This is a genomic window from Anaerolineales bacterium, from assembly GCA_019637805.1.
Lineage (GTDB): Bacteria > Chloroflexota > Anaerolineae > Anaerolineales > UBA11579 > JAMCZK01.
In genome coordinates, this window is the sequence record JAHBVB010000002.1 from 660,876 (window position 1) to 685,879 (window position 25,004).

A 25,004-nucleotide genomic window follows, 5' to 3' on the forward strand; every position below is an offset into this window, starting at 1 on the left:
CAAAGGCCACGGCTGCGTATATCCTCTGGGTATGCAACATCCAGAAGCCGCTGTGGTCTTCTTCCCGGTCCCTAGCCCGGCCGTGAGCCATCGTACTTTCCCTGAGGGGCAAAGCTAGTTTCACGCGTTGCTTGCATTGGTTCATCCTTGCGCCCCTGACGGGCGCTTTTTGTTTTTGAGGAGCTGCTGTTATGAAAATGTCACACATGTTTGGCGGTACGCTGCGCCAGGCGCCCACCGACGCCGAAATCGCCAGCCACCAATTGCTGGTGCGCGCCGGGTTCATTCGCCAGCTGGGGGCCGGCATCTATTCACTGATGCCGCTGGGTTGGCGGGCGATCACCAAGATCGAAGACATCATGCGTGCCGAGATGAACGCCATCGGCGGGCAGGAGATCTATATGCCCGTGGTGCACCCGGCCGACCTGTGGATGGAGACCGGGCGCTGGTACCAGATCGGCGATGAGATGAGCCGTTTCCACGATCGTAAAGGCCACGACATGGTACTGGCCATGACCCACGAAGAGGTCGTGACCGACCTGGCGCGGCGCGAGGTGCAGTCCTATAAGCAGCTGCCGATGCTGGTCTACCATATCCAGACCAAATGGCGCGACGACCCGCGGCCGCGCGCCGGCCTGATCCGGGTGCGCGAGTTCACCATGAAGGACAGCTACAGCCTGGACGCTGATGAGGCCGGGCTGGATCAGCAGTACCGGGCGCATTACCAAGCCTATTTCAATATCTTCAATCGCTGCGGCGTGCCCGCCGTGGCGGTAGGCTCCGATGTGGGCATGATGGGCGGCAGCCTGGCGCACGAGTACATGTACCTGTGCGCGGCGGGCGAGGACACGCTGCTGCTGTGCGACAGCTGCGGTTACCGCGCCAACCGCCAGATCGCTCTGTTCCAGAAGCCGACGCCGGAGGAAGAAGAGCTGGCGACGATGGAGAAGATCGCCACGCCCAATGTGGCCACCATCGAGGACCTGGCCAATTTCCTGAACGTCCCCAAGGCGCGTACCGCCAAAGCCGTGTTCTTGACCGCCACTTTCACCGAGGGCGAGCAGGAGGTGCAGAAGCTGGTGTTCAGTGTGGTGCGCGGTGACATGGACGTCAACGAGACCAAGCTGGCCAATGCGCTCAGGGCCAAAGAACTGCGCGCTGCGCACGCCGAAGAAATTGCCGCGATTGGCGCGGTGGCGGGCTATGCTTCGCCGGTGGGGCTGAAAGGCGCCATCGTGGTGGTGGACGATCTCATCCCGCTCTCACCGAATTTGGTCGCAGGCGCCAACGAAGCGGGGTATCACTACACCAACGTGAACTATGGTCGTGACTATCAAGCCGAGATCGTCGCCGATATTGCCAGCGCCGAGGAAGGCTCCGGCTGCCCGCGTTGCGGACAGCCGATGCACACCTCGCGCGGCGTGGAAGTGGGCAACATCTTCAAGCTGGGCACGCGCTACAGCGCTGCGCTGGGGGCGACCTTCCTGGATGAGAAGGGCAAAGAACAGCCGGTAATCATGGGCTCCTACGGCATTGGCAGCGGCCGCCTGCTGGCCTGCGCCGCCGAGGAGAACCACGATGACAAAGGGCTGGTCTGGCCGATCAGCGTGGCGCCGTACCAGGTGCATTTGCTCTCCCTGCGCGGCGGGCAGGCACAGGCCGAGACGCTGTATGCCGACTTGCAGGCTGCCGGCCTGGAGGTGCTCTTCGATGACCGCGAGGAGTCGCCGGGCATCAAGTTCAATGATGCCGACTTGATCGGCATGCCCATCCGCCTGACGGTGAGCGAACGCTCGCTGAATGAGGGTGGAGTGGAGTTCAAATTGCGCCACGAAGTGGACAAACGCATCGTGGCTTTGCAGGACGTGGTGGCTGAAGTCTTGGCAACCCGGGATGCACTGCTGGCTGAGATCGCACAAAAGGTGGTGACAGTACCCTTTGAAGAATAAGACGAGCGGACGCAGAATTGCGCTGGTTCTGGGCGGCGGTGGTCTGCGCGGCGGCGCCCATGTAGGCGTGCTGCGTGTGCTGGAGCGCGAAGGCATTCGTGTCGGCGCGCTGGCCGGCAGCAGCATTGGCGGGCTAATTTCTGCCGTGTACGCGGCCGGCCTGAGCCCGGAAGGCATCAAGGACAAGCTGGCCGCGCTGGAATATCGCCGCCTGCTGCGTGAACCCAGCCGGGCGGCCAATGCCTTGCTGGGCTTGCAGGGTGTGGAAAGCGTGCTGCGCGAGGTGCTGGGCGAGCGCACCTTTGAGGACCTGGGCATTCCGCTGGCCCTGACCGCGCTGGATATTCGCAGCGGCCGCGAGGTAGTGCTGACCAAAGGCTCGCTGGTCGACGCGGTGATGGCCACCATCGCCATCCCCGGCGTGTTCCCCAGCCGGCAATACAACGGCTGGGAGCTGGTGGACGGCGGCTTGAGCAACCCGGTGCCGGTGCAGGTGGCGCGTGACCTGGCCCCCGGTCTGCCCGTGGTGGCGGTGCCCCTGGGGCCGATGCCGGAACTGGAGACGCAGACGGTGCAAACCGGCCGCAGCGACTTGAGCTCGCTGCCCATCCCCAGCCCAGTGATGCGTTTTCGCCTAGGGCAGGCCTTCATCGCTTTCACCCAGGCGATTACGCTCAGCGGCCAGATCCAGGGCGAGTTCCGCCTGGCCACCGAGAAGCCCGATCTGATCATTCGTCCGGTGGTAGCAGATTTTGGCTTGTTGGACGCGCCGGATGTGGAAGAAGTGGTGCGGCGCGGCGAAACGGCGACAGAAGCGGCCTTGCCGCGCTTGCGGCGCCTGCTCAGACCTGCGCCGTTGCGCATGCTGGGCGATTGGCTGGGACGTGAATGAAAAGAGCGGTGCAAGTGCGCCGCTCTTTTTTAGATCTTGGGGAAGATGGCGCCGGTGCTTTGCCGGTAGGCTTCGTACTCGGGGCCAAAGCGATCCAGCATCATCTGCTCTTCGGCGCGCACGCGGATGAAGTAGAACGGGGCGAAGATGACCAGCCCGGCCAGCCCGGCGACCCAGTTGTGCAGCAGCAGCGCCTGGGCAATGACGAACAGCCACTGGCTGGCATACATCGGGTGGCGCACCCGGCTGTAGATGCCGGTGGTGATCAGTTTATGGTCCTCGATGATCTCCAGCACTGGCGACCAGAACTTGTTCAGGTCAGCGTGGGTCTTGGCGAAGACAGCCAGGGAAGCGACCATCAACCCGGCGCCCAGCCAGCCTGCCCAGTGGGGCAGGCGGTAGTCGAAGGCGCGTAGCCAGGGGGTCATGACAAAGATGAACGGCAGGATGAACTCGCCCAGGCCCAGCAGGATTAAAAACAAACGCTCACGCGGTGCGGAGCGTTGTTCGACTTTGGGGTTGCTCTTCCAGGTGTTGCGCAGTGGAGCACGCACAGCGGCTTTGACCACCATAGCGACCCAGTACAACCCGGAGAAGAGATTGAGCATGTCTATTTGCGCAGCAGGTCCGGGATCTGCTCCGGATGGTCGGCCATTTGCACGCCAGCCTTCTTGAGCGCGGCGATCTTATCGGCTGCGCTGCCCTCGCCGCCTTCCACGATGGCGCCGGCGTGGCCCATGCGTTTTCCGGGAGGGGCACTCTGGCCGGCGATGAAACTGACCACCGGCTTGGTCATGCTCTGGCTGATGAACTCAGCCGCCTTTTCTTCGTCGCTGCCGCCGATCTCGCCGATCATTACCACCTGGTCCGTCAGCGGGTCGTCCTCGAACATCTGCAGCACATCAATGTAGTTGAGGCCTTTGACCGGGTCACCGCCGATGCCGACGCAGGTGGTGGCGCCTAAGCCGACTTGCTTCAGGGCTGCCAGCACCTCGTAGGTCAGTGTGCCGGAACGCGAGACCACGCCGATGCTGCCGGGGATGGCGATGTCGCCGGGAATGATGCCGATCTTGGTCTGGCCCGGGGTCAGCAGGCCGGGGCAGTTGGGGCCGATCAGCTGCACGCCCTTGAAGTCCAGGTAGGCGCGTACGCGCATCATATCCTGGATCGGAATGCCCTCGGTCAGACAAATGATCAGGCGTACGCCGGAGTCGGCCGCTTCGAGCATGGCATCCGGCGCGGCAGATTGCGGCACGACGATCATGCTGCAGTCGGCGCCGGTGGCGTCCACGGCGACTTTGACCGAGTCGAAGACGGGCACTTTGCCGTCCAGCACCCATTCGCCACCCTTGCCGGGGCGTACACCGCCCACAACCTGGGTGCCGTATTCGAGCATGCGCTCAGAGTGGAACATGCCTTCGCGCCCGGTGATGCCTTGCACTACCACTCGTGTATTCTTGTCAGCGAGAATTCCCATCTTACTTGCTTCCTTTGGCGGCTTCCACGGCCTTCTGGGCGGCTTCGGCCAGGGTTTCTGCGGTGATCATGTTGGCCTCAGCCAGCAGGGCGCGCCCCTCGGCGGCGTTGGTGCCCACCAGGCGGATGACCATCGGCACCGTCGGCTTGAGAGCATCCATGGCTTCCAGGATACCTTTGGCGACTTCGTCGCCGCGGGTAATGCCGCCAAAGATATTGAACAGCACGGCCTTGACGTTGGTGTCAGAGAGGATGATGCGCAGCGCGGCGGCGACTTTCTCGGCATTGGCGCCACCGCCAATGTCCAGGAAGTTGGCCGGCTCGCCGCCGAAGAGTTTGATGATGTCCATGGTGGCCATCGCCAGGCCGGCGCCGTTGACCATGCAGCCAATTTCGCCATCCAGCTTGATGTAGGTCAGGTCGCTTTCGCGGGCTTCGATCTCGGCCGGTTCTTCGGCGGAGAGGTCACGCAATTCTTCGAAATCCGGGTGGCGGTAGAGGGCGCTGTCGTCAATCACCATCTTACCGTCAATGCCCAGCAGCTGGCCTTTGTCATCGATCACCAGCGGATTGATCTCGGCCAGGGTGGCGTCAGAATTGTGGTAAGCCTCCCATAGACCCTTAGTGATGGTATGGAAGCTGTCCCACAGGCTGCGGTCCAGCTCGATGCCGATGGCCAGGTCGCGAATGTTGTAGTCCTGCACGCCCAGCAAGGGGTTGACGTGCACGCGGATGATCTTCTCCGGGTTGGTCTTGGCGACCTCTTCGATGTCCACGCCGCCGGCCGCCGAAGCGATGATCACCGGTTGGCGGGCCGTGCGGTCGTTGGTGATGCCCAGGTAGATCTCAGTGGCGATCTCGACCGCCGGGGCGATCAGCACCTTGCTGACCGTGAGGCCCTTGATGTCCATGCCGAGGATGGCCTTGGCGGCTTCCACGGCTTCCTGGGGAGTGGCGGCCAGCTTTACGCCGCCGGCTTTGCCGCGCCCGCCCACCAGCACCTGGGCTTTAACTACAACGCGGCCGCCCAGTTTTTCGGCAATCTTGCCTGCTTCTTCTGGGGTGGCCGCTATTTCGCCCTTGGGTACCGGGACGCCATATTTGGCAAAAATGTCCTTGGAAATATACTCATGTAACTTCATGAATGAGGTGTGCTCCTTACAAAGGGAGGCTGGGATGGTGAACGGCGGGATTATACCACCGGCGCAGGGCCTGATTTTGAAGGGTCAGGACGCATATGCGTGTTCAGTTTGGTCATACCTATTTTCATAGGCCGGAGGGTATAAATACGCGCTAGGAATAGACAATAATGACCATCGGCGAATTGTTTAGCTATATTGGTTCGAAGACTGTCAGCGGCCAGTATCTGGTGGAGCAGGCTTTGGGACAGCCTGGGGTGATCAACTCCCTGGTGGAGGGTCTGTTTGCCCAGGATGTGCGCGTGCAGTATGAGTGCTCCGGCCTCTTGGGCCTGATCAGCCTGGCCGCGCCGGCCAAGCTGTATCCGCATTTCAATTCCCTGCGGGACGTAGTGGCTGGCCCTGACAAAGTGCTGGGCGCGGATGCGCGCCGCATTCTGAACCATGTCTCCCGCGTCGATACGCAGGGCAAATTCACGACTATCTTGTAATTATTCGATCGTAAAGCGTTGCAGGCTGTGGGTTTGGCTGTCGCTTAGCCACAGCCCGTTTTGGCTTACGGCCACGCCCTGCGCCACGCTGATCAGCGCGGCGCTTTGGTCGTACCCGCCGATGTAGTGCAGCAGATTGCCCTGATTGTCGAAGACCAGAATGCGGCCGGCCTCCGGATCGCTGGCATACACGCGGCCTGCTTCATCCACAGCCAGGTAGGGCTTGTTGTTCAACGATTGCCCATACCAGCCATTGATATCCCAACTGGTGTCCACGCTCAGCGTGCCGGCAGCGTAGTGCAGCACTTGGATGCGTTGGTTCCAGGTGTCCGCCACGTACAGCTCTCCCGTGTAGATGTTGAGGGCTAAGCCGACAGGCTCCTCAAACTGGCCCAACTCGTAGCCTGAGCCGCCGATCTGGTTGATGTATTCGCCTTCGGGACTGTAGACCACCAAGCGTTTGTTGCCCGTGTCGGTGACAATCACGTTGCCGTCCGCACCCACGGCGATGTCACGCGGGCCGTAGAGGGCCAGGCCGTCGGTGCTGTTGCCGAAGCCGCCCCAGCTGGTGATGTACTCACCTTCGGTGGTGAACTTTTGAATGCGATGGTTCCAGGTGTCGGCCACGTAGATGTAGTTGCCATCCGGTGAGACGGCCACGCCCCAGGGCTCTGAGAAAGTGCCGGGCTGCGGGTTGCTGGGGTCGCTGAAGCTGCCCCAGCTGTTGAGCACCTGGCCTTCGGCGCTGAGGTGCTGGATGCGGCTGTTGAGCGAATCGGCCACGAACAGGCTGCCGTCCGGCGCGGCGGCAATGCCGCGCGGGCTGTTGAACTGGCCGGGTTCAGCGCCCAGGCTGCCGAGCATGAAATCGGCGACCAGCGCCAGGCCTTTGTCGGCGTAGGGATCTGGTTCCAGGGCCACCGGGGCCACGCCATAATCCCAAATTTGGGCGGCGATGTCTTTGCGCACATACATGCGCATCGAACGGGCCGGGTCCCAGGTGGCAGGGCTGTACTCACGCCCTTTGAGGGCAAAGTACTGCGTAAAATCTCGGTCGATCCAGATCGCCCAGAGCGCTTCGCGCTCTTCGGGCGTATCTATGGCGCCCCACAGGCGCACCAGCACGCGACCCCAATAGTCCAGCGTGCTCATTTCCGTGGCGGGCCGCCCAGTTTCGCCGGTGAAGGCGAAACCGATGCTGTTGACGGTGAAGTCGAAATAGTCCTGGTTGGGCCACCAAATGCGCATGAACTCGAACGGATAATAGTCCTGGCGCACGATGGGTTCGATCTTGCCGTAGTTGGTGTCACCCACGATGATCACCGGCGATTCGCGCAGGGTCATGCCTGGGTTGGTATCGTAATAGACCTTGCGGGGGTAGTTGCGCAAATACCACCACAGCGGATAGTTGCTTTCGTTGTCATAGGCCACGCGGATGTCCAGGCTGTCGTGCAGGCGCAGCGAAAGGTCTTCCAGCTGTGCCATCATCAGCTTGGGGCCGGGCGCCATGTGGGCATAGACCAGGTATTCTGTGGCCATGTCGTAGTTAATGTAGTTGGCGCGGAAAGCGGTGCGGGCGGTGAGCAAGGCCAAGCCGGCAAAGACCAGCAGCACCAGTTGGCGGCCCCATTGGGGCCGTGGCCCGTTTTGCCCGGCGTGCAGGCGATAGAGGGCGAACAGGCTGCCTGCCAAGACGATCAGGATGGAGACGAAGCGGGCTGTATCTTGCAGTTGGACTTGCTGCATGCCGCGCAAGGGCGGGTTGGCACCCAGCAACTGGGCCAGCAGGCCGAAGCCGGCCAGCAGCGCCACTGCGCTGGTCAGCAGAGTCCACAGGCCGCGCGGGCTGAAGGCCCGCGCCCAGTCCACACGCTGGGCTAGCCAGCCCAACGCCCAGCCGGTCAGCAGGATCATGGGCAGGGTGATGTGCACGGTGAGCCAGGGCATCTTTTCGCCGGCGATGGTGTAGGCTGCCAGGGCAGTCACGGCCCAATAGGCCAGCAAAGTCAGCGCCAGGCGGCGGCTGTGGGCCGGACGCAGGCGGCCGGCAGGCGTGGGCGGCGGGTCTGCAGGCCGGCGCAGGAAGAGGCGCAGACCCAGCCCGGCCGCCAGGAGGGTGCCGAGGGCGGGCAGATATTCGTAGATCGGGATTTGCAGACCCCAGTAATAGTAGGGGGGCTGGCTGCCGCGCTGTACGGCCTGCTGTTCGATCCAGTAGCCCAGCGAGCCTACCAAGCCGGTAAAGAAACCCAGCGAATTGGTGAAGACCGTGGTGAACAGTGGAATGAAGATGGCGAAGAAAATGCCCATATTGATCAGCCACTGGCGCGGATTCCAGAAGAGCCCAAGAGCAGCAGAGAGCAGAAAGCAGGCCAGGGTGACCACCAACAGCAAGCCAAGCTGCGGCAGGTCAGGCGAGCTGGACAGCGCGGTCAGGTCCAGCGACATGACCATGCTCTTGAACATGCTGTAGCTCACTGAGGGAGCCAAGAGCTCCAGCGGGAAGGCGGCCAACTGCGGCAGCATCAATGCCAGCATCATGGCCATCAGGCCAAAGCTGCGCTCCTGGCGCAGGTTTTGGGCGCCGTAGCCGCGCACCAGGAAGGCCAGGCCGGCGACGATGGCCAACAGGCCCGCGGTGCCCAGCACCAGGGCGTAAGGCGAGAGGGTGTGGCCCGTGGCGGCGGTGACCCCTTCGCTGGGTACGGCCGGCTCCAGCGTCTCGGCACCGGTCAGCATGCCGGCGCCTTCTCCGCTGATCTGTGCACCAGCGGCCAGCAACAACAGCGAGGCGCACAGCAGCAAGGCGATAAAAAATACCCTCTTGTCGTTTTCCCGGCCCCAGTTCGCCCTCCACATACGCGCCAGGAAGAGCAGGCCGAGGAAGACCAGCGCTTGCGCGGCGTAGATGAAGCCGGTTTCTTTGCTGGCCAGGTGCAGCGTTAATGATGCCGTGATGATGTACAAGTATTTGTTCTCGCCGCGGTCCAGGTAGCGCAAGATGCCCCAGAGCATCACCAGCCCGAAAAGCGCCACGAAGATCTCGTTGCGGGCGTAGCGGCTGTAGTAGAGGATGTAGGGCGAGATCAGCATCAAGAAGGCGGCCAGCAGAGCGCCGGCCCGGCCTAGATAACGGCGGAAGGCCCACCAGGTGAAGAAGATAGTGGCTACGCCAAACAGCGCATGGGGCAAGCGGGCGGTGAAGTCGGTATCGCCGAAGAGGAAATAGGTCAGCGCCAGAATGTGGAACTGGAACGGGCCGTGGCTGAGCGGATCATGCGAATAGCCCAGACCCTTGAAGAGGTTCCACGAGAAGAGCACATGGGTGGTTTCGTCGTGACTCATGACCCGCTCGCCCAGAATGTACAAGCGGGTGATCAAGCCCAGCAGCACCAGCACGGCGATCAGGGCGATCTCCCAGTTGAACTTGAAATTGGCCAAAAGCGGCTTGTCGAGCCAGGATGCAGGTGCGGAGGAAGCTTTTTTGGGCATGCGAATGAGGACCTCTTGTCGGGTGCTGTATTTTACCGTTAGCGGTGCGGCTTGCGCCCGGCCAGAAGGCCGCTAAGTTAGTGAGCGGCTTCAGGCGCGGCTTGGAACTGCGAGCGGCGCCCGAGGCGCAGATGCAGCAGATAGAAGCTGAGGGCGGCCAGACCGCAGAGCAGTGCGCCGAAGTACCACAGCCAATTGGGGTCGTAGTTGTCCAGAATGATACCCGCCGCTGCCGGGCCGACTGCGGCGGGCAGGGCGAAGGTCAGGCCAAAGATGGCCATGTAGCGACCGCGCATCGCCTCCGGGGCGAAGCCCGCCGCTAGGGCGGCGCTGGTGGGCATCACGATCATTTCGCCCAGGGTGACCACGACGATGGCGGTCACGAAGAGCGCGTAGCTGGCCACAAAGCCGTACATGCCAAAGCCCAGCAGATAGAACAGCGAGCCCGCCACCATCAGCAGGAAGGGCGGCAGGCTCTTGATGCGGCGCGAGGTCCAGAACTGCAGGAAGATGACCGTGATAGCGCTGGCAGTCAACAGGAAGCCGTACCCCTGGGGTGACACGCCATGCTGGTCACGCAAGAACACCGACAGCGAGTTGTACATTTGGATATAGACCACACCCAACAGGCTGAGACCCAGGATGTAGGCCATGAAGGCCATATCGCCCAAGGCGCGGCCGTACCCGCGGAAAGTGGCCAATAGGCTTTCGGGTGTCTCGCCCGCCTGGGCGGCCGGTTTGGTTTCTGGGATGAAGAAAAAGAAGAGAGCGGCCACGATGCAGCTGATGATGGCGTCGATGATGAACAGGGCCAGGAACGAGTGGCCCACAATGAATCCGGTGATGCTCGGCCCCACGATCCAGGCCAGGTTGCCGACCACGCGCAGCACACCAAAACCTTCCTGGCGTTTTTCCTCCGGCAGAATATCGGCCACCATCGCCTGGTGGGCCGGGCCGGCCAGATCGGAGAGCAGGCCGATGACGAAGGCCAGCGGGTAGAGCAGGGCCAGCTCGCGCACTAGGCCCAGCGCCAGCGTGCTGACCGCGCTAAAGATCAGCCCGGCGATGATCAGCCGCCGGCGACCCCAGCGGTCGGTCAATGCGCCGCCGATCATGCCACCCAGCATGCTGCTGATGGCAAAGATGCCCAGGACGATGCCTGCCTGGGTCATGCCGACATTGAATTGCTGGGTGATGTAGAGGGCAAAGAAGGGGAACAGCATCGTACCGCCGACTTTGTCAATGAAGGACACCGCCGCCACCGTCCAGAAGCGCTGCGGAAAGTCGTTGTAAATGGCTTGAATGCTGGTCAGCATGGCCAAATTATCGCACAGATGTTCGGTTTGTAAAGATTAAGAATTCTATGAAGGGCGGCGCGTACCGGGTTTCCGGCTGGATGGCGTTGGTCGTTTGCCTGTCGGGCGGCTGGCACGCGCGGCGGGGCGGCTGCTGCGAGATGGACGTTTGTCCCCCGAGGCGGGGCGGTCATCACGCGTTCCGGAGCGTTTATCACCAATGGTTGGACGGCTGCCGCGCGAGGGACGCTTGTCCCCAGTGTCGGGCGCGCGGTCATCCCGCGCCCTGGTGCGTTTTTCGCCGGCGGGGGGGCGGCCGCTGCGGGACGAGGGACGCTTGTCGCTGGCGGCTGGGCGGCCAGTGCGGGTCGATGGGTGTTTATCCCCTGTTGCCAGGCGGCTGCTGCGGGCCGGAGTGCGTTTGGCCGGGGCGTGCCTGAAGGGCAGCGGCGTTTTGCGGCTGCGCAGCGTCTCCACTTCTTCCGGCTCCAGCAGGCGCCACTGGCCCGGCTGCAGGTCGCCTACCCGCAGGGCGCCGATGCGGATGCGCAGCAGTTTGACCACCGGCAGGCCCAGCAGGCGGGTGATCTCACGGATCTCCCGTTTGCGCCCCTCACGCATGATCACTCGCAGCCAGGCGCCTTTGCCGTGCGGTTTCTCAATGCGCACTTCGGCGGGCAGGCTGCGGCTGCCGTCCGGCAGCACCACACCGCGTCGCCAGGTCGCCAGCTGTTCCATATCAGGCTGGCGGGCTACCAGTACGCGGTACTCTTTCTCATGTTCGTAGCGGGGGTGGGTGAGTTGCTGGGTCAGGTCGCCGTCGTTGGTCAGCAGCATCAGCCCCTCGCTGTCCAGATCCAGGCGGCCCACCAGGTGCAGTTGCTCGCCTCCCGGCACCAGGTCGGTTACTTTGCGGCGCGGGTCTGGGCCGGCGGTGGTGGAGAGCACCCCGCGCGGTTTGTAGACCGCGTAGTAGAGCTTCTCGTCGGCCGCCTTGAGCTTGTGCCCATCGACGCGAATGCTGTCCTTCTGTGGGTCGGCCTTGCCCCCCAGCTCAGCGATTTGGCCGTTGACGGTCACGCGCCCGCTGGTGATCAGCTCCTCACAGGCGCGGCGTGAACCGAAACCGGCGCGAGCCAGGATCTTTTGGAGGCGTTCTTCAGCCACGTTAGTTGGCCGCTTCTTCTGCGGGCGGCTCGGGGGTGGGGGGTGTCTCGACTTCGCCGGCGGCCCCATTGGCCATCGGCAAAGCTGCCTGACTGGCGAGGTGATCCAGGTTGAGCGGAGGAAGCGCTTCCAGCTTGTCCAAGCCGAAGTGCTGTAAGAATTCTGTGGTGGTGGCGTAGAGGATCGGGCGGCCGGGGGTATCGGCGCGGCCGGCTTCTTCCACCAGGCCATGGGTAAGCAGCGAACGCATGGCGCTGTCGCTGTTAACCCCGCGCACGGCGTCGATCTGCGGGCGGGTGATGGGTTGCTGGTAGGCCACAATGGACAGGCATTCCAGCGCGGCGGCGCTGAGGCGGGTGGTGGCTTCCAGGTCGAGGAAGCGTTCCACCAGTCCGGCGGCCTGTGGGGCGCTGGTCAGGCGCAGTTCGCCTTTGTGGCGCTGCAAACGGATGCCGCGCTGGGCATAACTGGCCTCCAGGGCATTCAGCGCCTCTTCGATCTGCTTGGGTTTGGCGTCCAGCGCTTCGGCTAGCTGTTTGGGGCTGACTGTGGCCGGGGCGACGAACAGCAGCGCTTCCAATTGGGCTTCCAAGCTGAGCGGTTCGGCCTGAGCGAGTTCACTTTCAGGGGTCATCTACTATAATTTCCATGTTCCGTCGCCCGAGGGCGAATTTCTATGCGCAAAACGCGATTATACCTGTTGATTGCTTTGGCTCTGGGCCTGGCGGCCTGTGCGTCGCTGGGCAGCCGCGCCGACCTGGTTAGCGTGCGCATCCTGGTAGATGGAGGCGCGCTGTCCGCCTCGGTGCCGGCCGGCAGCAGTGTGCGCCAGGCACTGCAGGCAGCCGGCGTCGAGGTGGGGCCGCTGGATCGCAGCGAGCCGCCTTCGTACACGGTCTTGCAAGGCGGCGAAGAAGTGCGCCTGCTGCGAGTGAGCGAGGACTTCGAGACCGAGCAGAGCGAACTACCCTTCGTCTCGCGCACCCTGCCGAATGAGGCTTTGCCGGTGGGCGAACAGCGCCTGATCCAGAACGGCGTCAATGGCTTGCAAGAGGCTACCTATCGCCTGCTGTATGAGGACGGCGAACTGGTGGCACGCACCTTGGTCGGCGCCACCACGCTCAGCCAGCCGGTCGAGGAGATCATCATGATCGGCGCCCAGTCGCCCTTCAGCGCCGTGGGCCTGCCAGGGCGGCTGGCCTTCCTCTCGGCCGGCAATGCTTGGGTCTTTGACGGCAGCAGCGGGGCGCGGCGGGCCGTGGCCGTGACCGGCGACCTAGATGGACGCATCTTTGAAGTATCGCCGGACGGACGCTGGCTGTTGTTTTCACGTACCAGCGCGGCGGCAAACACGATCAATGAGCTGTGGCTGGCTGGGCTGGAAGAAGGCCCACTGACTTTGATCGATCTGGGCCTGGAGAATGTGGTGCATTATGCCGGTTGGGTGCCGGGCGCGGCTTACCAGGTCGCCTTTTCCACAGTGGACCCGGCCGATAATCCGCCCGGCTGGCAGGCGCGCAATGATTTGCAGCTGCTGGAGATTGATGCTGATGGCCAACCGGGCCGCCTACGCACTCTGCTGGCTGCCAACCAGGAAGGGTTTTATGCCTGGTGGGGCAGCGGCTTCGCCTGGTCGCCCAGCGGGCAGCGCTTGGCCTTCGCCCGCCCGGACGGCGTGGGCAGTGTGGGCTTGGCGACCGGCAGCTTGAACCTTTGGTACAGCTTGCCGGCTTACCAGACCGGCAGCGACTGGGCCTGGATCCCGGGGCTGAGTTGGCTGGATGAAGAGCGCTTCTACTATGTGCATTACACGATCAACCCGCCCAGCTTTGCCTTGACGCTGGCCGGGCCGAACGACAGCCAGGCGATTGCGCAAGACGTGGGCTTGTTCGCCATGCCGCAGACGGAACCCGGCGGCGAGCAGGTCGCTTATCTGCGCGCCTTTCTGCCTTCGCAGGGCGAGATCAGCGGCTATCAGTTGATGGTCGCCACACCACAGGGGGTCAGCATGCTCCTCTTCCCGCCGGAAGGCGCGGCAGGTCTGACGCCGCACAAGCTGGCCTGGTCGCCCTCGGCCGAAGACGGGCCGCTGATCGCTTTCCTCTATGAGGGCGACTTGTGGGTGGTGAACGTGTTGAGCGGGGAAGCGCAGCAGCTGACCGGAGACGGCCTGGTGGGCGCCGTCTCCTGGCGATAGCTGCGTGCTACAATCCGCAGGTTGATCTCCGACAAGAAACGAGTGACTCGATGCGCATTCTGATCACCGGCGCGGCCGGCTTCCTGGGTTCCCACTTGTGCGACCGCCTGCTGGCGGACGGGCACGACGTGGTCGGCATGGACAACTTTATTACCGGCAAGCCGGAGAATATCGCCCACTTGTCGGGCAACGACCACTTTCATTTTATTCGGCATGATGTCTCCAACTACATCCATGTGCCGGGCAAGCTGGACGCGGTGATGCACTTTGCCTCGCCAGCCAGCCCCAACCCGGCCTCGCCGGTGGGCTACCCCAATCTACCCATCCAGACCATGAAGGCCGGCGCCTTAGGCACGCACAACAGTCTGGGCGTGGCCCTGGCCAACCAGGCGCGCTTCCTGCTGGCCTCCACCAGTGAGATCTACGGCGACCCGCTGGAGCACCCCCAGAAAGAAACCTACTGGGGGCATGTGGACCCGATTGGCGAGCGCTCAGTCTACGACGAAGCCAAGCGTTTTGCCGAGGCGCTGACCATGGCCTACCATCGCTTTCACGGCGTGAACACCGCCATTGTGCGCATCTTCAACACCTACGGCCCGCGCATGCATGTGGATGATGGGCGCGCATTGCCCAACTTCATCCAGCAAGCCCTGCGCGGCGAACCGCTGACTGTCTATGGCGACGGCCAGCAAACGCGCAGCTTCTGCTACGTCGACGACTTGGTGGAAGGCATTGTGCGCCTGTTGAATTCCGAGGTGCACGAGCCGGTCAACATTGGCAACCCGCAGGAACTCACCATCGCCCAGTTCGCCGAGCAGATCGACAAGCTGGTCGGCGGTGGGGCGGGTCTGGTGTACCAGAAGGAGAAGATGCTGGCGGGCGACCCGCTGCGCCGCCAGCCGGACATCGCCCGGGCGCGTGAGCACTTGGGCTGGGAGCCGGCCGTAGGGCTGCGCGAGGGTCTGGAAAAGACCATCCCGTATTTCAAAGAGCAGCTTGGGATTAAGTAGTCCCTGCGCAAGTTTGGGATATTGCGTGGCTGGGTTTATACTCTAGGCTTGTGTGTATGGACTTGTTAATTAATTACTGACAGGTGGGCATGAGCCTTCTTTCTTCTCGCCGAGAACAAAAACGCTTCGTGAAATTTGCCATCGTGGGTGGTGTGGGCACCTTGGTGGACTATTTGGTCTTCAACCTGGCCGCCTTTTTGGTGGGTCTGCCTGAGATCCTGTCGCAGGGGATTTCTTTCGCGGCGGCGGTCACCAGCAATTTCATTCTCAATCGCAACTGGACCTTTCGAGACGCGCGCAGCAAGCGCCTGCGCGTACAGTTGGGGCAATACTTGCTGGTCAATCTGATCGGCCTGCTGATCCGCACGCCCATCTTCGCTTGGCTGGCTGCCACCCTGCATACAGTGATGGACCCGCTGCAGCTGCCGTTGGACATCAATGCTAGCTGGCTGGCGCACAACCTGGCTCTGGCCGGGGCCATCGCTGTGGTCATGCTGTGGAACTACTTCGTCAACCGCCGCTGGACTTTCGGCGATGTCGAGTAGTACATTCTTCTTAGCAAATTCCGATACTTTACGGGTACAGTTGTCCTGTGGAACTAACTCTTCGCCCCGAACGCGCCCCTGTGCCAGCTATTGAGCCACCTGCGCCGACTTCCCTGGCCGACAAAGTCTTCCCGCCGCAGCCATCGCTGGCTGACCGCCTGAGGACCTTGCCGGCTCGCGCCGGGACAGCGCTGGCGGCGCGCCTGCCGCAGCAAGTTCAGCCGCGGCCTGTCAGCCAGCGGCTGCCCGACGCGCGGCGCTTTTGGGGGCGAACCGGGCGACAGTGGCTGAGCGCCAACCGCCGCGAACTCTCGTTAGGGTTGCGTATTTCAGCTTGGCTGTCCTCTCTCTGGCACCGGGCATTTGTCAAGCTCGTGCGTTGGAGCTGGGGGCAGCGCCATTCGCGCCTGTTCGGTTTCGCCTGGCGAGCTGTGCGCAAAACGCTGCACGCCGAGTGGCTGCAAATGAATAGCTCTTTCAAGATGCTGGGCTCGGCTTTCCTGCTTTGGCAGAAGGCTGCGCTCAAAGCCGCCTGGTGGGACCTGCGTCGCCGCTTTCGGCGATCTCGCAACCCCTTGCTGGGTTAACCCGCAACTTCTCACTTCACCCGTCTAACATCGAACTTGCCTCTATAATTGGGCATACCGTTATGTCTAAGTCCAAACCCCTAGCTCCGCAACCGGTCTCCGCTTCACGGGTGATCATGTCGCAGTTGATGAACCCGACCGCAGCCAATATTCAGGGCAATGTGCACGGCGGCCACATCATGAAACTGGTCGACGAGACCGGCGCGCTGGCCTGCATGCGCCATGCGCACAAACGCGTGGTGACGGTGGCGATCGATCGCATGACCTTCCAGCATCCCATCCGCATCGGCGACCTGGTCACGCTGACCGGCGAGGTCAGTTATGTGGGCAGCACCTCGATGGAAGTCGAAGTCTCGGTGTTTGCCGAGAACCCGACCACCGGTGAGAAGTGGCACACCAACACCGCCTATTTGGTCTACGTGGCGTTGGATGAGAACGGTAAGCCGGCTCCGGTGCCGCCGCTGCAACCCGAAACCGAATTCGAGCGTAAGCGCATGGAACTGGGCGCCGCCCGCCAGGCGTACCGCCTGAGCCAGTCGCGCCAGACCGAGAGCCTGCGCACCAACAACGCATGAGCGCGCCGCGTGTGATAGGCGGCAGCGCCCGCGGCCGTCGGCTGCGCCCGGTGCCGGGCGACAGCACCCGGCCGATCACCGACCGGGCCAAAGAAGCCCTCTTCAATATTCTGCAACCCAGTCTGCAAGGTGCGGCGCTGTTGGACGTCTTTGCCGGCACCGGTGCGGTGGGGATCGAGGCGCTCAGCCGCGGGGCCGGGTTTGTGCGCTTTTTGGACAACAAGCGCGCTGCCGTGGAAACCGTGCGCCAAAATTTACAGACCACTGGTCTGGGGCAGGGGGCTGAGATATTTCTGGGGGATGCCTTTACCCACCTGGCGGGCAAGCCGGGCCGGGCTTTCGACTATGTCTTTATTGCCCCACCGCAGTATCACAAGCTGTGGCAGCGGGCTTTGCTGGCGGTGGACGCCCAGCCGGATTGGCTGGTGGACGATGGCTGGACGATCGTGCAGATCGACCCACGCGAGTATGAAGCGCTGGAGTTGCAAAACCTGGAAGAATTTGATCAGCGCAAATATGGCAACACGCTGTTGGTGTTTTACGAGCGGAAGGGGCCTGTCATTGCGAGCGAGCCAACAGCGTAGTCGCTAGGTGAGTCAAGCAATCTAGATACGCACTCCAACGTATAGATTGCTTCGACGGCTGCGATGCGTGCGCAACGCCGGCTGCGCCGGGCCTCCTCGCAATGACTGAGTAGGTTAACTCCTCAACACAAGTGGCACGCGCTGCAAACTGGCGATATCCGCCGCCCCGGCGGCAAACATGGTCACCCGCAGCTCGCGGGCGACTTCCTCGATGGTTTCACTGACAGCCTTGGTGGATTGGTTGGCGGCCTTTAGGAATGGGCCGGCCATGCCGCCCAGCTCGGCGCCGAGGGCGATGCACTTGGCGATGTCGACGCCTGAGCGCAGGCCGCCGGAGGCGAAGATGCGCATACTGCGCAGCGCCTCGCGCACCTGGATGATCGACTCGCTGGTGGTGATGCCCCAGTCGGCGAAGGCGGCGGCCAGGCGGGCCTGGCTGGGCTTCTTGGCGCGGTGCATCTCCACCTGGGTCCAGGAAGTGCCGCCGGCCCCGGCCACATCAATGGCTTGCACTCCGGCACGGGCCAGCTGCTTAGCCACTTCAGCTGAAATGCCCCAGCCGACCTCTTTGACCACCACCGGCACAGGCAGTTGCTTGCACATAATTTCGATCTTCTTGAGCAGGCCGCTGAAGTTGGTGTCGCCCTCCGGCTGCACGGCTTCCTGCAGGGCATTGAGGTGCAGCACCAGGGCATCAGCCTGGGCCATATCCACTGCGCGCTGCAAGTGGTTGAGACCGTAGCCGTAATTCAGCTGCACGGCGCCAATATTGGCGAAGAGCAAAATACCCGGGGCCACTTTACGCACCTGGAAACTGGCTTCCAGCTTGGCGTCCTCGATGGCGGCGCGCTGGCTGCCCAGCCCCATGGCTATGCCGTTGACCTGGGCGGCTTCCGCCAAGCGCAGGTTGATGGCGGTGGCCTCGTCGCTGCCGCCGGTCATGGCGGAGATCAGCAAGGGCGCCTTGAGCTGCTTGCCGAAGATCTCCACGCCCAGATCGACCTCCTCCAGATCCAGCTCGGGCAATGCGCTGTGCAGGAAAAAATAGCGTTCCAGGCCGGTGGTCAGGCCGGAACGCACGTCTTCTTCCAAGTTGATGCGGATATGGTCGGCTTTGCGGGAGCTGGTAGTGGATTTTTTGGTCGGCATCGGCTTGTCCTTCGTGGCGTGAGTCTACCAGCCGCCGAATCGGGTGTCAATTAAGCTCCAGTTAAGCGATGTTATCATGTGGCGGATACGGAGTATTGCATGAGCAAGGACAAGCACTTTTATCTGGGCCGCCTGCGTGACCTTAAGGCGGGCAAAACCAGCAAAACCGATCTGATGTACGACCCGGACGATCTAGTCACGCACGGCGTCGTATTTGGCATGACCGGCTCCGGCAAGACCGGCTTGTGCATTGATATTTTGGAAGAGGCCGCCCTGCAAAAGATCCCGGCCTTGGTGATTGACCCCAAGGGCGACATTACCAATGCCTTGCTGCACTTTCCTGAGCTGCGCCCTGAAAACTTTGAGCCGTGGATCAACCCGGACGAGGCGCGCCGTGAGGGCAAGAGCACTGCACAGCTGGCTGAACAAACCGCGGCGATCTGGAAGCAGGGCTTGGCCGAGTGGGGCATCGGCCCGGAGCGTATCCGCGCCCTGGACGAAGCGGCCGACTTCGCCGTCTACACGCCCGGCTCCACCGCCGGGCTGCCGGTCAGCATCCTGGCCTCGCTGGCCGCGCCAGACCTGGACTGGGCGGGCAACCAGGAGGTCATCCGTGAACGGATTGCCTCCACGGCCACCGCCATCCTGGGGCTGGTGGGACTCAAGGATATTGACCCGGTCAAGACGCGGGAGCACATCCTGCTGGCCAATCTGTTCGAGTACGCCTGGTCCGCGGGACGGGACCTGAAGCTGGAGGATTTGATCCGCCAGGTGCAGAATCCGCCGCTGGAGAAGATCGGTATCCTCGACCTGGACAGCTTCTTCCCCGCCCGGGAACGGGCCGCATTGGCCTTGAAGCTCAACAACATTTTGGCCGCGCCCAGCTTCCAGGCCTGGCTGCAGGGCCAGCCGCTGGACATCGCCCAGCTGTTGTACACGCCGGAAGGCAAGCCGCGCCACTGCATCTTCACGCTCAATCACCTGGCCGAGGCGGAGCGCATGTTCTTCGTCACCCTGTTGTACTCGGCGGTGGAGACCTGGATGTACGGCCAGAAAGGCAGCGGTTCGCTGCGGGCGATCGTCTACTTTGACGAGATCCACGGGTACCTGCCGCCGGTGGCTGCGCCGCCTTCCAAGGCGCCCATGCTGCGTATGCTCAAGCAGGCGCGCGCCTTCGGCGTGGGCCAACTGCTGGCTACGCAGAACCCGGTGGACGTGGATTACAAAGCGTTATCCAATGCGGGCACCTGGTTCATCGGCAAACTGCAAACCGAACGCGACAAAGAGCGCCTGTTGGACGGCCTGGAAGGCGCCCAACACAGCAACTTCAAGCGCGCGGATTACGGCCGCATCATTTCCGGCCTGGGGAAACGCGTCTTCTTGCTGCACAATGTGCATGAAAAAGAGCCCGTGGTGTTTGAGACCCGCTGGGCGATGAACTACTTGCCTGGCCCGCTGACGCGCAGCCAGATCCCTGAACTGAATTCACTGAAAGGCAAAAAGAGTGCGCCCGCTGCGCCGTCGCGTGCAGCCAGCCAAGCCAAAGGCGGGGCGGATAAGGAGAAGACCAAAATGGACGAGATCACCCTGAGCAAACCCATCGCCCCATCTGGCGTGCAGGAAGTCTTCATGCCCGCCGGCTTAAGTCTGGAAGCCTCGGCCCAGGCCAACCGCCGCGAGCTCCCGGCCGGCGCCAAGCGCGTGGGGTACGTCTACCGCCCGGCGCTGATCGCCCAGGCGCAGGTGCGTTTCAGCCAGCGCAAATACAACCTGGACTCCGAGATGCACAAGGCCGCCCTGGTGGACTACCTGGACGGCCGCACGCTGCGCTGGGATGACTTTGAGAGCGAGCCGGTTGATGAGCGCCGACTGGAGGCGCGCCCCCTGGAAGATGCCAGTTTCGCTGAGCTAAACGGCGCCCTGGCCGACGAGAAGCAGCTCAAGAACCTGGAACGCGAGTTCAGCGACTGGGTCTACCGGGCCGGGGAAGCTCAAGTGTGGGCCAACGATGACCTGAAGGTCTATGGCGGGCCGGAGCTGAGCCGCGAGGAGTTCCTCAGACTGACCCAGGCCGCCGCCGACGCCAAGCGGGACGACGAGATCGAGAAAGCCAGCAAGCAGATCGAAAAGAAGCTGGATGCGCTGCAGAAGAAACTGGCCAAGTACCGTCTGGGCCTGAGCCAGAAGGAACAGCGCGCCTCCGATCGCCGTCTGGAAGAATATGGTACCCACGCTGAGAACATCCTGAGCTTGTTCCTGGGCCGCCGCCGCACTTTAACCACTTCGCTGACCAAACGGCGCCTGACCTCTGAGGCGGCCGCCAATGTGGAGGCCACTAAGGAAGAGATCAAACAGCTGGAGACAGAAGCCGCCGCGCTCAACGAAGAAGCCAAATCGCTGGTCGACGAGATCGATGCCCGCTGGGACGAAGTTGCCCAGCGCATCACCCAGATCAGCGTGCAGCCCACGCGCAGCGATGTGTTTGTCAGCCTGTTTGGCATCGTCTGGCTGCCGCACCACCTGGTGGATGTGGGCGGCCGCTCGGTGGAAATTCCCGCCTTTCAGGCGTAACTTTCCCCACGAGGGAGTGTTCCTGTGTCTGAAAGGTGCAGTTGCCGCTGTGCCTTGGCTTGCTTGACAAGCCACCCTTGATAGGTACAATTGCCCAGTTTGATAGCTTAGGAGGCTTGAAGTGGCAGACACGTTTGAACAAGTGAAGAGCACCATTATCGAATTGCTCGGTGTTGATGAAGGCAAGGTCACCCGCGAAGCTCGCTTCCGTGAGGATCTGGAAGCCGATTCGCTGGATATTGTCGAACTGATCATGGCTCTCGAAGACAAGATGAGCATTGAGATTTCCGACGAAGACGCCCAAGGCATTACCACCGTGGGTCACGCCGTGGACTATATTGAGGCCCAGAAGAAGTAAGTTTCTTTTTCCGCCATCAAAAAGCGCAGCTTAGGCTGCGCTTTTTTGTTGCCCGCAAGCAAACAAGGGTATTATCTGCCACGTGTTTCCCGAAATGTTGACAGATCTGGAATTGGACGGCTGGACGCTGAAAGTGCGCCCGCCGCTGGACGGCTCTGAGCCGCGCCGCGTGGTGTGGATGATCCACGGGTGGACCGGTGATGAGCGCTCCATGTGGGTCTTCGCAGCGCGCATGCCCAAGGACGCCTTGTTGTTGGCGCCGCGGGCGCCGTACCCCTCACAGCACGCTGAGTTGGATGGCTACAGCTGGGTCACGCAGCGCTCCCGCGAATTCAGCCCGCTGCCGGCCTTTCAACCCGCCCTGGAAAGCTTTGGCGGCCTGGTGGCTGCGGCTGCGGCTCGCTATGCCAGCGCGGACTTCACGCGCGCCGGCTTTGTCGGCTTTAGCCAGGGGGCGGCCTTTAGCTTCGGCTGGGCCCTAAGCCAGCCACAGGGCGTCACCCGCCTGGCGGCGTTGGCCGGCTTTTTGCCGGGCGGTGCAGAAAGCCAGTTGGCGAGCTTGGCTGGGCTGCCCATCTTCATGGCGCATGGCACCCAGGACGAGACGGTGCCCGTCAGCCTGGCGCGCCAGGCTGAGCAACAGCTAACCGCCGCCGGCGCCCAGGTGCAATATTGTGAGGCCGAGACGGGCCACAAGCTGGCGGCCGATTGCGCCCGCCAGTTGGCCGAATTCATGGCCGTTGTATAATTTTTGCCTATGAGCGACGAAGCGCTGCGTAAGCATCTGGAGGAGTTGAGCGCCGCCCTGCGCGAACACAACTACCGTTACCATGTGCTGGACGAACCGGTGATCAGCGACGCCGAGTACGATCACATGCTGGCCGAACTGCGTGCCATCGAAGAAGAGCATCCCGAGTGGGTCACGGCTGATTCGCCGACCCAGCGGACTGGTTCACAGCCTTCGGCGCGTTTTGTCAAAGTCACCCATCCCGCCTCCATCTTGAGTTTGGCCAATGCCTTTGGCGAGGTGGACTTGCGCGCCTGGTTTGAGCGCATTGCGCGCCTGGACGAGCGCGTGGCGCGCACCCGCTTTGTGGCGGAGCCCAAATTGGATGGCCTGTCCATCGTGCTGCACTATCAGAATGGCTTGTTCGTGCAAGGCGCCACGCGCGGCAACGGGGAAGTGGGCGAGGACGTGACCGCCAACTTGCGCACACTGCGCTCGCTGCCGCTGCGCATTCCGGCCAAACCCGGCGGCCCTCAGCCCCCGGCAGACCTGTTTGTGCGCGGTGAAGTCTTCTTCTATAAGGCCGATTTCGAAGCGCTCAATAAACGCCAGGCAGAGGCGGGTGGGCAGATCTACCAGACCGCCCGCAATACCGCGGCCGGCACCCTGCGGCAGCTGGACCCCGGCATCACCGCTGCGCGCCCGCTGGCGCTGTATGTGTACAACATCGTAGCTGCCGACGGGCGCCTGCCTGCCACCCAATGGGAGACGTTGGACTATTTGCGCCAGCTGGGCTTCCCCGTGGCGGCCGAGTCGCGCTTGTGCGCGGGGTTGGATGAAGTCCTGGCCGCCTACGCCGAGTGGAAAGAGGCCCGTGACCAACTGCCCTACGAAGTGGATGGCATGGTCGTCAAAGTGGACGACCTGAGACTGTCTGATGATCTAGGCGTGGTGGGCAAAGACCCGCGGGCGGCCATCGCCTACAAGTTCCCGGCCATCGAAGTCACCACCCAGCTGCACGGGATCGGCGTCAATGTCGGCCGTACCGGCGTGCTGACGCCGTACGCCATGCTGGAGCCGGTGGAGATTGGCGGCGTGATCGTGCGCCAAGCCACCTTGCACAACTTCGACTTCATCGCTGAGAAAGATATCCGCGTCGGTGATCGCGTGCTGGTCAAGCGCGCCGGCGATGTCATCCCGTATGTGATCGGCCCCGTGTTGGCCGCTCGCAGCGGTGCCGAAACGCCCTATGTACCGCCGCAGGTCTGTCCGGTCTGCCAGCAGCCGGTGGAGCATATTGAGGGCGAGGTGGCCTGGTATTGCATCAACAGTGCCTGCCCGGAGCAGTTGGTGCGCAACATCGAACATTTTGTCTCACGCAGCACGCTGGACATTGTCGGCTTGGGCATCAAGATCGTCGAGCAACTAGTGCAGGCCGGCCTGGTCAAAGACGTGGCCGACCTGTACAGCCTGACGCGGGAAGACCTGCTTCAGGTGGAAGGCTTTGCCGACAAGAAAGCCGACAACCTGCTGGCCTCCATTCAGACCTCCAAGACGCGCTCCCTGGCCCAGCTGGTCTATGCGCTGGGCATCCGCGGCGTGGGCGATGTGGTGGCCCAGATGCTGGCGCGCAAGTACCGCAATCTGGACGAGCTGGCTGCCGCCAGCATGGATGATATTGACGATATCGAGGGCATTGGTCCCAGCATCGCCGAGGCGATCACCGATTGGTTTTCTAAGCCAGCCAACCAGCGCGTGCTGGCCAAGCTCAAGGCGGCTGGCTTCTGGCCGCAGTCGGTGCCTCCTAAGGCGCCCAGCGGCCCACAGCCCTTTGCCGGCCGGACCTTCGTCATCACCGGCACGCTGCCCAGCATGAGCCGCAAAGAAGCCCAGCAGCTCATTGAAAGCCTGGGTGGCAAAGTCTCTGGCTCGGTGAGCGCCAAAACTTCGTATGTAGTGGTGGGGGAGGATGCCGGTTCCAAGCTGGACAAAGCCCGCGAATTGGGCATCACCACCCTGGACGAAGATGCGCTCAAGGCTTTGGCCGGAGCCGGCTAAGCGCTAGCTTGGCGGAGTAATCACCCGTTCCACAAGACCACAACTGCGGCAACATCAGCCCTACAGCGCTTGTAGTTTTATATAACTTTGCTTTGACCCTGGTTGAATTCGTAGTTAACCGCGGCGCATTTTCTTTCTCCACCAACAGCATAGATTTTTGACCACGCTGCTCCTACACTCTGCGTACATTCACTACGCTTTGAGGAGCAGCATGGCAAAGATTGGTTTGTTTTTTGGTTCATCCACCGGCAATACGGAAAATGCCGCCGAGCTCATTCAGAAAGACTTGCAGCAACGCGGTCTGGAAGTGGACCTGTTCAATGTGATGGCCGACCCGGTCAGCAAGATGCAGGATTACGACTGCCTGGTTTTGGGCATCCCCACCTGGGATATCGGTGAATTGCAGGAAGACTGGAAGAACAACTGGGATGACCTGGACAGCCTGCAACTGGCTGGAAAGAAGGCGGCTCTGTTTGGGCAGGGCGACCAGCGCGGCTACCCGGCCACTTTCCAGGATTGTCTGGGTCTGCTGGGCAATAAGCTGCGCGAGCGCGGCGCCACGCTGGTGGGTTTCACCTCCACGGATGGCTTTGAATTTGATGAGTCGCTGGGTGTGGAAGATGGCAAGTTCATGGGCCTGTCTCTGGACGACGACAACCAGCGCGAACTGACCGAGGGCCGGGTGGCCGCTTGGGTGGAGCAACTGGTCGCCGAGTTTAATTTGGCGGCGCAGGCAGGTTAG

General features: G+C 62.4%; 22 protein-coding genes. 14 read left to right on the forward strand and 8 right to left on the reverse strand.

The genetic code is table 11. From position 1 onward, the window contains the following. Positions 1-191 precede the first annotated feature (191 nt). Together KF885_08960 and KF885_08965 are read left to right on the forward strand one after the other, a co-directional pair. Positions 192-1,949 carry a proline--tRNA ligase gene (locus KF885_08960; protein ID MBX3049288.1) on the forward strand — a complete coding sequence of 586 codons (1,758 nt, stop codon included), beginning with the start codon at positions 192-194 and terminating at the stop codon, positions 1,947-1,949. After that, complete coding sequence (locus KF885_08965; GenBank protein MBX3049289.1) at positions 1,939-2,841, forward strand: patatin-like phospholipase family protein; 903 nt, start codon at positions 1,939-1,941, stop codon at positions 2,839-2,841. The genes KF885_08960 and KF885_08965 overlap by 11 nt, the downstream gene beginning before the upstream one ends. Before the next feature lie 29 nt (positions 2,842-2,870). On the opposite strand, the gene KF885_08970 is transcribed toward KF885_08965, so the two are convergent. The 3 genes from KF885_08970 to sucC are packed head-to-tail and all read right to left on the reverse strand — an operon-like array spanning position 2,871 to position 5,459. Further along, positions 2,871-3,449 (reverse strand): isoprenylcysteine carboxylmethyltransferase family protein, encoded by a 579-nt coding sequence (locus KF885_08970; protein MBX3049290.1) that lies wholly within the window; start codon positions 3,447-3,449, stop codon positions 2,871-2,873. 2 nt (positions 3,450-3,451) lie between these two features. Continuing rightward, entirely contained in the window at positions 3,452-4,318 is an 867-nt protein-coding gene (sucD, locus tag KF885_08975) for a succinate--CoA ligase subunit alpha (protein MBX3049291.1), read from the reverse strand. 1 nt (position 4,319) lies between these two features. Beyond that, positions 4,320-5,459 (reverse strand): ADP-forming succinate--CoA ligase subunit beta, encoded by a 1,140-nt coding sequence (gene sucC / locus KF885_08980; protein MBX3049292.1) that lies wholly within the window; start codon positions 5,457-5,459, stop codon positions 4,320-4,322. Positions 5,460-5,626: 167 nt separating this feature from the next. On the opposite strand from sucC, the gene KF885_08985 reads away from it, so the two are divergent. After that, a complete protein-coding gene (locus KF885_08985; protein ID MBX3049293.1) occupies positions 5,627-5,947 on the forward strand; it encodes a hypothetical protein in 321 nt (106 codons plus the stop codon). Here KF885_08985 and KF885_08990 read toward each other — a convergent pair whose 3' ends face one another. The 4 genes from KF885_08990 to scpB form a co-directional block, all read right to left on the reverse strand. Beyond that, positions 5,948-9,439 carry a TIGR03663 family protein gene (locus KF885_08990; protein ID MBX3049294.1) on the reverse strand — a complete coding sequence of 1,164 codons (3,492 nt, stop codon included), beginning with the start codon at positions 9,437-9,439 and terminating at the stop codon, positions 5,948-5,950. Positions 9,440-9,516: 77 nt separating this feature from the next. Next, positions 9,517-10,755 (reverse strand): MFS transporter, encoded by a 1,239-nt coding sequence (locus tag KF885_08995; protein MBX3049295.1) that lies wholly within the window; start codon positions 10,753-10,755, stop codon positions 9,517-9,519. Between the two features lie 45 nt (positions 10,756-10,800). Next, positions 10,801-11,901 carry a pseudouridine synthase gene (locus KF885_09000; GenBank protein ID MBX3049296.1) on the reverse strand — a complete coding sequence of 367 codons (1,101 nt, stop codon included), beginning with the start codon at positions 11,899-11,901 and terminating at the stop codon, positions 10,801-10,803. A 1-nt stretch (position 11,902) separates the two neighbouring features. Then, a complete protein-coding gene (scpB, locus tag KF885_09005; GenBank protein MBX3049297.1) occupies positions 11,903-12,535 on the reverse strand; it encodes an SMC-Scp complex subunit ScpB in 633 nt (210 codons plus the stop codon). A gap of 42 nt (positions 12,536-12,577) precedes the next feature. On the opposite strand from scpB, the gene KF885_09010 reads away from it, so the two are divergent. From KF885_09010 to rsmD, 6 genes are all read left to right on the forward strand, one after another. Next, positions 12,578-14,098 carry a G5 domain-containing protein gene (locus tag KF885_09010; GenBank protein MBX3049298.1) on the forward strand — a complete coding sequence of 507 codons (1,521 nt, stop codon included), beginning with the start codon at positions 12,578-12,580 and terminating at the stop codon, positions 14,096-14,098. Between the two features lie 50 nt (positions 14,099-14,148). Beyond that, positions 14,149-15,108 (forward strand): SDR family oxidoreductase, encoded by a 960-nt coding sequence (locus KF885_09015; GenBank protein ID MBX3049299.1) that lies wholly within the window; start codon positions 14,149-14,151, stop codon positions 15,106-15,108. Positions 15,109-15,197: 89 nt separating this feature from the next. Beyond that, the gene (locus KF885_09020) at positions 15,198-15,653 is read left to right on the forward strand and encodes a GtrA family protein (protein ID MBX3049300.1); all 456 of its coding nucleotides are present in this window, start codon (positions 15,198-15,200) and stop codon (positions 15,651-15,653) included. Between the two features lie 47 nt (positions 15,654-15,700). Beyond that, the gene (locus KF885_09025) at positions 15,701-16,240 is read left to right on the forward strand and encodes a hypothetical protein (GenBank protein ID MBX3049301.1); all 540 of its coding nucleotides are present in this window, start codon (positions 15,701-15,703) and stop codon (positions 16,238-16,240) included. A gap of 62 nt (positions 16,241-16,302) precedes the next feature. Further along, positions 16,303-16,815, forward strand: coding sequence for an acyl-CoA thioesterase (locus KF885_09030; protein ID MBX3049302.1), 513 nt, complete (start codon positions 16,303-16,305; stop codon positions 16,813-16,815). Next, positions 16,812-17,399, forward strand: a complete 588-nt coding sequence (gene rsmD, locus KF885_09035) for a 16S rRNA (guanine(966)-N(2))-methyltransferase RsmD (GenBank protein ID MBX3049303.1) — start codon at positions 16,812-16,814, stop codon at positions 17,397-17,399. The genes KF885_09030 and rsmD overlap by 4 nt, the downstream gene beginning before the upstream one ends. Before the next feature lie 114 nt (positions 17,400-17,513). Here the strand turns inward: rsmD and fni are convergent, their stop codons facing one another. Then, entirely contained in the window at positions 17,514-18,548 is a 1,035-nt protein-coding gene (gene fni, locus KF885_09040) for a type 2 isopentenyl-diphosphate Delta-isomerase (GenBank protein ID MBX3049304.1), read from the reverse strand. 99 nt (positions 18,549-18,647) lie between these two features. On the opposite strand from fni, the gene KF885_09045 reads away from it, so the two are divergent. The 5 genes from KF885_09045 to KF885_09065 all read left to right on the forward strand — a co-directional run bounded on the left by KF885_09045 (position 18,648) and on the right by KF885_09065 (position 25,004). Further along, positions 18,648-21,119 (forward strand): DUF87 domain-containing protein, encoded by a 2,472-nt coding sequence (locus KF885_09045; protein ID MBX3049305.1) that lies wholly within the window; start codon positions 18,648-18,650, stop codon positions 21,117-21,119. A 121-nt stretch (positions 21,120-21,240) separates the two neighbouring features. Continuing rightward, a complete protein-coding gene (acpP, locus tag KF885_09050) occupies positions 21,241-21,477 on the forward strand; it encodes an acyl carrier protein (protein ID MBX3049306.1) in 237 nt (78 codons plus the stop codon). Between the two features lie 82 nt (positions 21,478-21,559). After that, positions 21,560-22,225, forward strand: coding sequence for a dienelactone hydrolase family protein (locus KF885_09055; protein ID MBX3049307.1), 666 nt, complete (start codon positions 21,560-21,562; stop codon positions 22,223-22,225). Positions 22,226-22,234: 9 nt separating this feature from the next. After that, positions 22,235-24,262: an NAD-dependent DNA ligase LigA gene (gene ligA / locus KF885_09060; GenBank protein MBX3049308.1), complete on the forward strand. Its 2,028-nt coding sequence runs from the start codon at positions 22,235-22,237 to the stop codon at positions 24,260-24,262. 211 nt (positions 24,263-24,473) lie between these two features. After that, positions 24,474-25,004 (forward strand): flavodoxin, encoded by a 531-nt coding sequence (locus KF885_09065; protein ID MBX3049309.1) that lies wholly within the window; start codon positions 24,474-24,476, stop codon positions 25,002-25,004.

What these genes read in the sequence shown, in the direction of transcription:
- KF885_08960 (MBX3049288.1), top strand. Translation starts at nt 192, where the DNA reads ATGAAAATGTCACACATGTTTGGCGGTACGCTGCGCCAGGCGCCCACC.
- KF885_08970 (MBX3049290.1), bottom strand. Translation starts at nt 3,449, where the DNA reads ATGCTCAATCTCTTCTCCGGGTTGTACTGGGTCGCTATGGTGGTCAAA.
- sucD (MBX3049291.1), bottom strand. Translation starts at nt 4,318, where the DNA reads ATGGGAATTCTCGCTGACAAGAATACACGAGTGGTAGTGCAAGGCATC.
- sucC (MBX3049292.1), bottom strand. Translation starts at nt 5,459, where the DNA reads ATGAAGTTACATGAGTATATTTCCAAGGACATTTTTGCCAAATATGGC.
- KF885_08985 (MBX3049293.1), top strand. Translation starts at nt 5,627, where the DNA reads ATGACCATCGGCGAATTGTTTAGCTATATTGGTTCGAAGACTGTCAGC.
- KF885_08990 (MBX3049294.1), bottom strand. Translation starts at nt 9,439, where the DNA reads ATGCCCAAAAAAGCTTCCTCCGCACCTGCATCCTGGCTCGACAAGCCG.
- KF885_08995 (MBX3049295.1), bottom strand. Translation starts at nt 10,755, where the DNA reads ATGCTGACCAGCATTCAAGCCATTTACAACGACTTTCCGCAGCGCTTC.
- scpB (MBX3049297.1), bottom strand. Translation starts at nt 12,535, where the DNA reads ATGACCCCTGAAAGTGAACTCGCTCAGGCCGAACCGCTCAGCTTGGAA.
- KF885_09010 (MBX3049298.1), top strand. Translation starts at nt 12,578, where the DNA reads ATGCGCAAAACGCGATTATACCTGTTGATTGCTTTGGCTCTGGGCCTG.
- KF885_09015 (MBX3049299.1), top strand. Translation starts at nt 14,149, where the DNA reads ATGCGCATTCTGATCACCGGCGCGGCCGGCTTCCTGGGTTCCCACTTG.
- KF885_09020 (MBX3049300.1), top strand. Translation starts at nt 15,198, where the DNA reads ATGAGCCTTCTTTCTTCTCGCCGAGAACAAAAACGCTTCGTGAAATTT.
- KF885_09030 (MBX3049302.1), top strand. Translation starts at nt 16,303, where the DNA reads ATGTCTAAGTCCAAACCCCTAGCTCCGCAACCGGTCTCCGCTTCACGG.
- rsmD (MBX3049303.1), top strand. Translation starts at nt 16,812, where the DNA reads ATGAGCGCGCCGCGTGTGATAGGCGGCAGCGCCCGCGGCCGTCGGCTG.
- fni (MBX3049304.1), bottom strand. Translation starts at nt 18,548, where the DNA reads ATGCCGACCAAAAAATCCACTACCAGCTCCCGCAAAGCCGACCATATC.
- KF885_09045 (MBX3049305.1), top strand. Translation starts at nt 18,648, where the DNA reads ATGAGCAAGGACAAGCACTTTTATCTGGGCCGCCTGCGTGACCTTAAG.
- ligA (MBX3049308.1), top strand. Translation starts at nt 22,235, where the DNA reads ATGAGCGACGAAGCGCTGCGTAAGCATCTGGAGGAGTTGAGCGCCGCC.
- KF885_09065 (MBX3049309.1), top strand. Translation starts at nt 24,474, where the DNA reads ATGGCAAAGATTGGTTTGTTTTTTGGTTCATCCACCGGCAATACGGAA.